4 protein-coding genes are annotated in these 3,381 nt (G+C 60.0%); all 4 read left to right on the top strand.

From position 1 onward, the window contains the following. The first annotated feature begins 26 nt into the window (after positions 1–26). The 4 genes from rfbC to rfbA are packed head-to-tail and all read left to right on the top strand — an operon-like array spanning position 27 to position 3,381. Positions 27–584 (top strand): dTDP-4-dehydrorhamnose 3,5-epimerase, encoded by a 558-nt coding sequence (gene rfbC / locus AC2FLO_RS01935; RefSeq protein ID WP_496755260.1) that lies wholly within the window; start codon positions 27–29, stop codon positions 582–584. 3 nt (positions 585–587) lie between these two features. Further along, a complete protein-coding gene (rfbB, locus tag AC2FLO_RS01930; RefSeq protein ID WP_496755258.1) occupies positions 588–1,631 on the top strand; it encodes a dTDP-glucose 4,6-dehydratase in 1,044 nt (347 codons plus the stop codon). Further along, a complete protein-coding gene (gene rfbD / locus AC2FLO_RS01925) occupies positions 1,628–2,494 on the top strand; it encodes a dTDP-4-dehydrorhamnose reductase (protein WP_496755256.1) in 867 nt (288 codons plus the stop codon). Before rfbB ends, rfbD begins: the two co-directional genes overlap by 4 nt. Further along, a complete protein-coding gene (gene rfbA, locus AC2FLO_RS01920; RefSeq protein ID WP_496755254.1) occupies positions 2,491–3,381 on the top strand; it encodes a glucose-1-phosphate thymidylyltransferase RfbA in 891 nt (296 codons plus the stop codon). The genes rfbD and rfbA overlap by 4 nt, the downstream gene beginning before the upstream one ends.

Below are 3,381 nucleotides of genomic sequence, written 5' to 3'. Positions count from 1 at the left end.
GCAACAGACGGTTGAGGTTAGGTGTTATGGAGATTGAGCAGACGGGGTTGTCGGGTGTGTTGGTTATTCGCCCGCAGCGGCATGGGGATTTGCGCGGGTTTTTTTCCGAAAGCTGGAACAAGGCGCGGCTGGAGGAGGCTGGGGTTGTGTTGCCGGAATTTGTGCAGGACAACCATTCGCTGTCGTCCTCGGTGGGGACATTGCGCGGCCTGCATTTTCAGGCGCCTCCGCATGCGCAGGGCAAATTGGTGCGCGCGGGCCGGGGCGCGCTTTATGATGTCGCCGTCGATATCCGCAAGGGATCGCCAACTTATGGGCAATCTTTCGGCATCGAGCTCAGCTTTGAGAACGGGCGGCAGCTTTGGGTGCCGGCGGGATTTGCCCATGGTTTTGTGACGTTAGAGCCCGACACCGAAATCTGCTACAAATGTACCAGCTCTTACAATGCGGATGCCGATGGGGCTGTGCGCTGGGACAGCTGTGGTATTGATTGGCCCTTGCAGGGGAACCCGGTGCTGAGCGACAAGGACAGGATTGCACCTGCCCTGGCCGATTTTGACAGCCCGTTTGTTTACGAAGGATAGAATATGAAACTGTTGGTGACAGGTGGTGCGGGTTTCATCGGGTCCGCGGTCGTGCGGCGTGCCATTGCGGACGGACATCAGGTCGTGAACCTTGATGCGCTGACCTATGCGGCCTGCCTCGACAATGTTGCCGAGGTTGCAGAGAACCCGAACTATGCCTTTGTTCACGCAGATATCCGCAACCCTGCAGCCCTGAAGGCGGTGTTTGCCCAACATGCGCCTGATGCGGTGATGCACCTGGCGGCGGAATCCCATGTTGACCGGTCCATCGACGGGCCGGGGGCTTTCATCGAAACCAATGTCCTAGGCACATACAACATGCTGGAGGCGGCGCGCAGCTATTGGGCCGGACAAGGAAAACCGGACACTTTCAGGTTCCACCATATCTCGACCGATGAAGTCTTTGGCAGCCTGGGCCCCACCGGCCAGTTCACCGAGGATACCCCCTATGATCCGCGGTCACCCTATTCCGCGTCAAAAGCCTCCAGCGATCATCTGGTCCGGGCCTGGCACGAGACCTATGGCCTGCCGGTGGTGCTGACCAACTGTTCGAACAATTACGGGCCCTATCATTTCCCTGAAAAGCTGATCCCCGTTGTGATCCTGAACGCAATCGCGGGCAAGGCGCTGCCGATTTATGGCGACGGCTCGAATGTCCGCGACTGGCTGTATGTCGAGGATCACGCCGACGCGCTTTTGCTGGTGGTGCAAAAGGGGACTGTCGGCCGGTCCTATAACATCGGTGGCGAGAACGAGCGCAGCAACCTGGAACTGGTGCAGACGCTTTGCGCGATCCTGGACGACCTGCGCCCGAAACCGCAGGGGGTCTATGCGGACCAGATCACCTTTGTCACAGACCGCCCCGGGCATGATGCGCGTTACGCCATCGATCCCTCGCGGATGCGCAGCGAAATGAAGTGGCGCCCGTCCGTGACGGTAGAGGAAGGTCTGCGCAGAACGGTTGAATGGTACCTGAACAATGAAGACTGGTGGCGATCTTTACAGAACCGGTCCGGTGTTGGCGAACGGCTGGGGGTCAGCGCGTGAAACTTCTGGTCTTCGGGGCGACCGGTCAACTGGGCCGGGAACTGATCCGGTGTGGCGGGGATATCTCGGTTGAAGCGCTTGGGCGCGACAAGGCGGATTTTACCGATCCTGAAGGGTGCGCGGCCCTGGTTCGCAACACCGACGCGGATTCGGTGATCAACGCCGCCGCATATACCGCCGTCGACAAGGCCGAAGCGGAGGAAGACCTTGCCCTGCTGATCAACGGAACCACGCCCACGGCGTTGGCCAAAGCTGCGGCCGGGCGCGGATTGCCGTTTGTTCAGGTCTCGACGGATTATGTGTTTGACGGGGCGGGCACGGCCCCGTTCTTACCCAACCACGCGACCGGCCCGCTGGGCGCCTATGGGCGCACCAAGCTGGCGGGTGAGGCCGGTGTGATTGCGGCGGGCGGACCCCATGCAATCATACGAACCTCTTGGGTGGTGTCGTCACATGGACATAACTTCGTCAAAACCATGCTGCGCCTCGGCAAAGAGCGTGACCACCTGACGATCGTCGCAGACCAGATTGGCGGGCCAACCCCGGCATCGGCACTGGCCGAGGCCTGTATCGGCGCGGCCCGTTCCCTTTTGACAAACCCGGATGAAAAGACCGGAATTTACCATTGCAGCGGTGGCCCTGATGTCAGCTGGGCCGATTTTGCGCGCGAGATCTTCGATCAGGCCGGCATTGACTGCAATGTCGAAGACATTCCGTCCAGCGCATTCCCGACCCCCGCGAAACGCCCCCTGAACAGCCGCCTGGACTGCACGACGTTGACAACGGAACTGGGCGTGCCCCGTCCGGATTGGAAGGCGGGCCTGCACAGCATACTTGAAGACCTTGGAGAGCTCGGCACATGACGACCCGGAACGGCAAGAAACGCAAAGGTATCATTCTGGCAGGCGGGTCAGGCACCCGTCTTTATCCGATCACGATGGGCGTCTCGAAACAGCTTTTGCCCATCTATGACAAGCCGATGATCTATTACCCCCTTTCGGTGCTGATGCTGGCCGGGATCCGCGACATCGCGATGATCACGACGCCGCAGGATCAGGAGCAGTTTCAGCGCCTGTTGGGTGACGGAAGCCAATGGGGCCTGTCCCTGACCTGGATTGTTCAACCTTCTCCTGACGGGTTGGCGCAAGCCTATATTCTGGCGGAAGATTTTCTGGATGGTGCCCCCTCGGCCATGGTGCTGGGCGACAACATTTTCTTTGGGCACGGCCTGCCCGAGATCCTGCAATCGGCAGACGCCAAAGAGACCGGAGGCACTGTCTTCGGCTATCGGGTCGCTGACCCCGAACGCTACGGGGTCGTGGCCTATGACGAGGCTGGCGCCGTCACCCAGATTGTCGAGAAACCCCAAGTGCCGCCATCGAACTACGCCGTGACCGGACTGTATTTTCTGGACGGCTCTGCCCCTGAACGGGCCCGAGCCGTAAAACCGTCTGCACGCGGCGAGCTTGAGATTGTCACCTTGCTTGAAATGTACCTTGAGGCCGGGTTGCTCAGCGTCAACCGCATGGGACGCGGTTACGCCTGGCTGGATACCGGAACCCATGCAAGCCTGCTGGACGCCGGAAACTTCGTGCGCACGCTTCAGGACAGGCAAGGCCTGCAAACCGGATCACCCGACGAAATCGCCCATACATTGGGCTGGATCAGCGACCAGGACCTCGAAGCCCGCGCCCGCAAATTCGGCAAAAACGAATACGGTAAATACCTCAAAAACCTGCTCAGTCATTAG

The sequence above is a fragment of the Ruegeria sp. TASC047 genome (assembly GCF_059612445.1).
This window is presented reverse-complemented; position numbering and strand designations above follow the sequence as displayed.